Annotated in this window: 2 tRNA genes and 3 rRNA genes; all 5 read right to left on the reverse strand. The window is 51.3% G+C overall.

Going from position 1 to position 5522, the window contains the following annotated elements:
* Positions 1-71: ribosomal RNA gene (gene rrf / locus AC07V4_RS26855) — 5S ribosomal RNA — on the reverse strand; the annotation flags it as partial.
* Between the two features lie 149 nt (positions 72-220).
* A 23S ribosomal RNA gene (locus AC07V4_RS26860) occupies positions 221-3112 on the reverse strand.
* A 246-nt stretch (positions 3113-3358) separates the two neighbouring features.
* Positions 3359-3434: transfer RNA gene (locus tag AC07V4_RS26865), tRNA-Ala, on the reverse strand.
* 30 nt (positions 3435-3464) lie between these two features.
* Positions 3465-3541 (reverse strand) — tRNA-Ile (locus AC07V4_RS26870).
* A gap of 83 nt (positions 3542-3624) precedes the next feature.
* Positions 3625-5161: ribosomal RNA gene (locus AC07V4_RS26875) — 16S ribosomal RNA — on the reverse strand.
* Positions 5162-5522: the final 361 nt, after the last annotated feature.

Below are 5522 nucleotides of genomic sequence, written 5' to 3' on the forward strand. Positions count from 1 at the left end.
TCGGCGATGCATCGTTTCACTGCTGAGTTCGGGATGGGATCAGGTGGTTCCAATGCTCTATGGTCGTCAAGAAATTCGGGTACTGAGTCGTGGCCTAGGCCTCGCTTCAGCAAATTGGGTATGCAATAGAGTCGGTGTTTTGCAAGCGTCGAACTTTCGGTTCGTTTCGTCTTCACACACCGCAATCTGGTCTCTTCGACGCAAATTGCTTGGGTGTTATATGGTCAAGCCTCACGGGCAATTAGTATTGGTTAGCTCAACGCCTCACAGCGCTTACACACCCAACCTATCAACGTCGTAGTCTTCGACGGCCCTTCAGGGAACTCAAGGTTCCAGTGAGATCTCATCTTGAGGCTAGTTTCCCGCTTAGATGCTTTCAGCGGTTATCTATTCCGAACATAGCTACCCGGCAATGCCACTGGCGTGACAACCGGAACACCAGAGGTTCGTCCACTCCGGTCCTCTCGTACTAGGAGCAGCCCCTCTCAAATCTCAAACGTCCACGGCAGATAGGGACCGAACTGTCTCACGACGTTCTAAACCCAGCTCGCGTACCACTTTAAATGGCGAACAGCCATACCCTTGGGACCGGCTTCAGCCCCAGGATGTGATGAGCCGACATCGAGGTGCCAAACACCGCCGTCGATATGAACTCTTGGGCGGTATCAGCCTGTTATCCCCGGAGTACCTTTTATCCGTTGAGCGATGGCCCTTCCATACAGAACCACCGGATCACTAAGACCTACTTTCGTACCTGCTCGACGTGTCTGTCTCGCAGTCAAGCGCGCTTTTGCCTTTATACTCTACGACCGATTTCCGACCGGTCTGAGCGCACCTTCGTACTCCTCCGTTACTCTTTAGGAGGAGACCGCCCCAGTCAAACTACCCACCATACACTGTCCTCGATCCGGATAACGGACCTGAGTTAGAACCTCAAAGTTGCCAGGGTGGTATTTCAAGGATGGCTCCACGCAGACTGGCGTCCACGCTTCAAAGCCTCCCACCTATCCTACACAAGCAAATTCAAAGTCCAGTGCAAAGCTATAGTAAAGGTTCACGGGGTCTTTCCGTCTAGCCGCGGATACACTGCATCTTCACAGCGATTTCAATTTCACTGAGTCTCGGGTGGAGACAGCGCCGCCATCGTTACGCCATTCGTGCAGGTCGGAACTTACCCGACAAGGAATTTCGCTACCTTAGGACCGTTATAGTTACGGCCGCCGTTTACCGGGGCTTCGATCAAGAGCTTCGCGTTAGCTAACCCCATCAATTAACCTTCCGGCACCGGGCAGGCGTCACACCCTATACGTCCACTTTCGTGTTTGCAGAGTGCTGTGTTTTTAATAAACAGTCGCAGCGGCCTGGTATCTTCGACCGGCATGGGCTTACGGAGCAAGTCCTTCACCCTCACCGGCGCACCTTCTCCCGAAGTTACGGTGCCATTTTGCCTAGTTCCTTCACCCGAGTTCTCTCAAGCGCCTTGGTATTCTCTACCCAACCACCTGTGTCGGTTTGGGGTACGGTTCCTGGTTACCTGAAGCTTAGAAGCTTTTCTTGGAAGCATGGCATCAACCACTTCGCTAACTAAAAGTTAGCTCGTCATCAGCTCTCGGCCTTAGAATCCCGGATTTACCTAAGATTCCAGCCTACCACCTTAAACTTGGACAACCAACGCCAAGCTGGCCTAGCCTTCTCCGTCCCTCCATCGCAATAACCAGAAGTACAGGAATATTAACCTGTTTTCCATCGACTACGCTTTTCAGCCTCGCCTTAGGGACCGACTAACCCTGCGTCGATTAACGTTGCGCAGGAAACCTTGGTCTTTCGGCGTGGGTGTTTTTCACACCCATTGTCGTTACTCATGTCAGCATTCGCACTTCTGATACCTCCAGCAAGCTTCTCAACTCACCTTCACAGGCTTACAGAACGCTCCTCTACCGCATCACTTACGTGATACCCGTAGCTTCGGTGTATGGTTTGAGCCCCGTTACATCTTCCGCGCAGGCCGACTCGACTAGTGAGCTATTACGCTTTCTTTAAAGGGTGGCTGCTTCTAAGCCAACCTCCTAGCTGTCTAAGCCTTCCCACATCGTTTCCCACTTAACCATAACTTTGGGACCTTAGCTGACGGTCTGGGTTGTTTCCCTTTTCACGACGGACGTTAGCACCCGCCGTGTGTCTCCCATGCTCGGCACTTGTAGGTATTCGGAGTTTGCATCGGTTTGGTAAGTCGGGATGACCCCCTAGCCGAAACAGTGCTCTACCCCCTACAGTGATACATGAGGCGCTACCTAAATAGCTTTCGAGGAGAACCAGCTATCTCCGAGCTTGATTAGCCTTTCACTCCGATCCACAGGTCATCCGCTAACTTTTCAACGGTAGTCGGTTCGGTCCTCCAGTTAGTGTTACCCAACCTTCAACCTGCCCATGGATAGATCGCCCGGTTTCGGGTCTATTCCCAGCGACTAGACGCCCTATTAAGACTCGCTTTCGCTACGCCTCCCCTATTCGGTTAAGCTCGCCACTGAAAATAAGTCGCTGACCCATTATACAAAAGGTACGCAGTCACAGAACAAAGTCTGCTCCCACTGCTTGTACGCATACGGTTTCAGGATCTATTTCACTCCCCTCTCCGGGGTTCTTTTCGCCTTTCCCTCACGGTACTAGTTCACTATCGGTCAGTCAGTAGTATTTAGCCTTGGAGGATGGTCCCCCCATATTCAGACAAAGTTTCTCGTGCTCCGTCCTACTCGATTTCATGACTAAGAGATTTTCGCGTACAGGGCTATCACCCACTATGGCCGCACTTTCCAGAGCGTTCCGCTAATCTCAAAGCCACTTAAGGGCTAGTCCCCGTTCGCTCGCCACTACTAAGGGAATCTCGGTTGATTTCTTTTCCTCAGGGTACTTAGATGTTTCAGTTCCCCTGGTTCGCCTCTTGCACCTATGTATTCAGTACAAGATAACCATCTTATGATGGCTGGGTTCCCCCATTCAGACATCTCCGGATCAAAGTCTGTTTGCCGACTCCCCGAAGCTTTTCGCAGGCTACCACGTCTTTCATCGCCTCTGACTGCCAAGGCATCCACCGTATGCGCTTCTTCACTTGACCATATAACCCCAAGCAATCTGGTTATACTGTGAAGACGACATTCGCCGAAAATTCGAATTTCTCAATTAAGAGAACTCACAAATTTTACCTTAGCCTGATCCGTTACCAGTGAAAGTAACGTTCAGTCTATCTTTCTATCACATACCCAAATTTTTAAAGAACGATCTAATCAAAGACTAGAAATCAACATTCACCATCACAACGATGGAATGCTCATTTCTAAGCTTTAAACGGCAGAAGCAGTAGTGGTGGAGCCAAACGGGATCGAACCGTTGACCTCCTGCGTGCAAGGCAGGCGCTCTCCCAGCTGAGCTATGGCCCCGTATTTCTACAGGCGTTTCCCACACAAAATTGGTGGGTCTGGGCAGATTCGAACTGCCGACCTCACCCTTATCAGGGGTGCGCTCTAACCAACTGAGCTACAGACCCAATTTCGGGCTGCTTCTTTATCGTCTTCTTCAATGAATCAAGCAATTCGTGTGGGAACTTATGGAGCAGCTGATGTCGTCGATTAAGGAGGTGATCCAGCCGCAGGTTCCCCTACGGCTACCTTGTTACGACTTCACCCCAGTCATGAATCACACCGTGGTAACCGTCCTCCCGAAGGTTAGACTAGCTACTTCTGGTGCAACCCACTCCCATGGTGTGACGGGCGGTGTGTACAAGGCCCGGGAACGTATTCACCGCGACATTCTGATTCGCGATTACTAGCGATTCCGACTTCACGCAGTCGAGTTGCAGACTGCGATCCGGACTACGATCGGTTTTATGGGATTAGCTCCACCTCGCGGCTTGGCAACCCTCTGTACCGACCATTGTAGCACGTGTGTAGCCCAGGCCGTAAGGGCCATGATGACTTGACGTCATCCCCACCTTCCTCCGGTTTGTCACCGGCAGTCTCCTTAGAGTGCCCACCATGACGTGCTGGTAACTAAGGACAAGGGTTGCGCTCGTTACGGGACTTAACCCAACATCTCACGACACGAGCTGACGACAGCCATGCAGCACCTGTCTCAATGTTCCCGAAGGCACCAATCCATCTCTGGAAAGTTCATTGGATGTCAAGGCCTGGTAAGGTTCTTCGCGTTGCTTCGAATTAAACCACATGCTCCACCGCTTGTGCGGGCCCCCGTCAATTCATTTGAGTTTTAACCTTGCGGCCGTACTCCCCAGGCGGTCAACTTAATGCGTTAGCTGCGCCACTAAAAGCTCAAGGCTTCCAACGGCTAGTTGACATCGTTTACGGCGTGGACTACCAGGGTATCTAATCCTGTTTGCTCCCCACGCTTTCGCACCTCAGTGTCAGTATCAGTCCAGGTGGTCGCCTTCGCCACTGGTGTTCCTTCCTATATCTACGCATTTCACCGCTACACAGGAAATTCCACCACCCTCTACCATACTCTAGTCAGTCAGTTTTGAATGCAGTTCCCAGGTTGAGCCCGGGGATTTCACATCCAACTTAACAAACCACCTACGCGCGCTTTACGCCCAGTAATTCCGATTAACGCTTGCACCCTCTGTATTACCGCGGCTGCTGGCACAGAGTTAGCCGGTGCTTATTCTGTCGGTAACGTCAAAACAGTTACGTATTAGGCAACTGCCCTTCCTCCCAACTTAAAGTGCTTTACAATCCGAAGACCTTCTTCACACACGCGGCATGGCTGGATCAGGCTTTCGCCCATTGTCCAATATTCCCCACTGCTGCCTCCCGTAGGAGTCTGGACCGTGTCTCAGTTCCAGTGTGACTGATCATCCTCTCAGACCAGTTACGGATCGTCGCCTTGGTGAGCCATTACCCCACCAACTAGCTAATCCGACCTAGGCTCATCTGATAGCGCAAGGCCCGAAGGTCCCCTGCTTTCTCCCGTAGGACGTATGCGGTATTAGCGTCCGTTTCCGAACGTTATCCCCCACTACCAGGCAGATTCCTAGGCATTACTCACCCGTCCGCCGCTCTCAAGAGAAGCAAGCTTCTCTCTACCGCTCGACTTGCATGTGTTAGGCCTGCCGCCAGCGTTCAATCTGAGCCATGATCAAACTCTTCAGTTCAAACATCTTTGGGTTTTTAAGAAACCCTAAACTTGGCTCAGCAATCGTTGGTTACATCTTTGATTTCTCGCGGAGTAACTTGTGATGCTGATAATCTTGTTGACTATCAGTCTGACTCCACAAGCACCCACACGAATTGCTTGATTCAGTTGTTAAAGAGCGGTTGGTTAAGATCTTTCGTCTCAACCGAGGCGCGCATTCTACAGCAGCCTCATTTGCTGTCAAGTGATTATTTTCAGAAGCTTTCGAAGATTTCTTCAACAACTTCAACCACTTGCGCTTCCGATCTCTCGTCAGCGGGAGGCGAATTCTACAGCGTTACACGCTGCTGTCAACACCTCTTTTTCAACTTCCTGGCCGC

The sequence above is a fragment of the Pseudomonas sp. GW821-FHT03A09 genome (assembly GCF_059421065.1).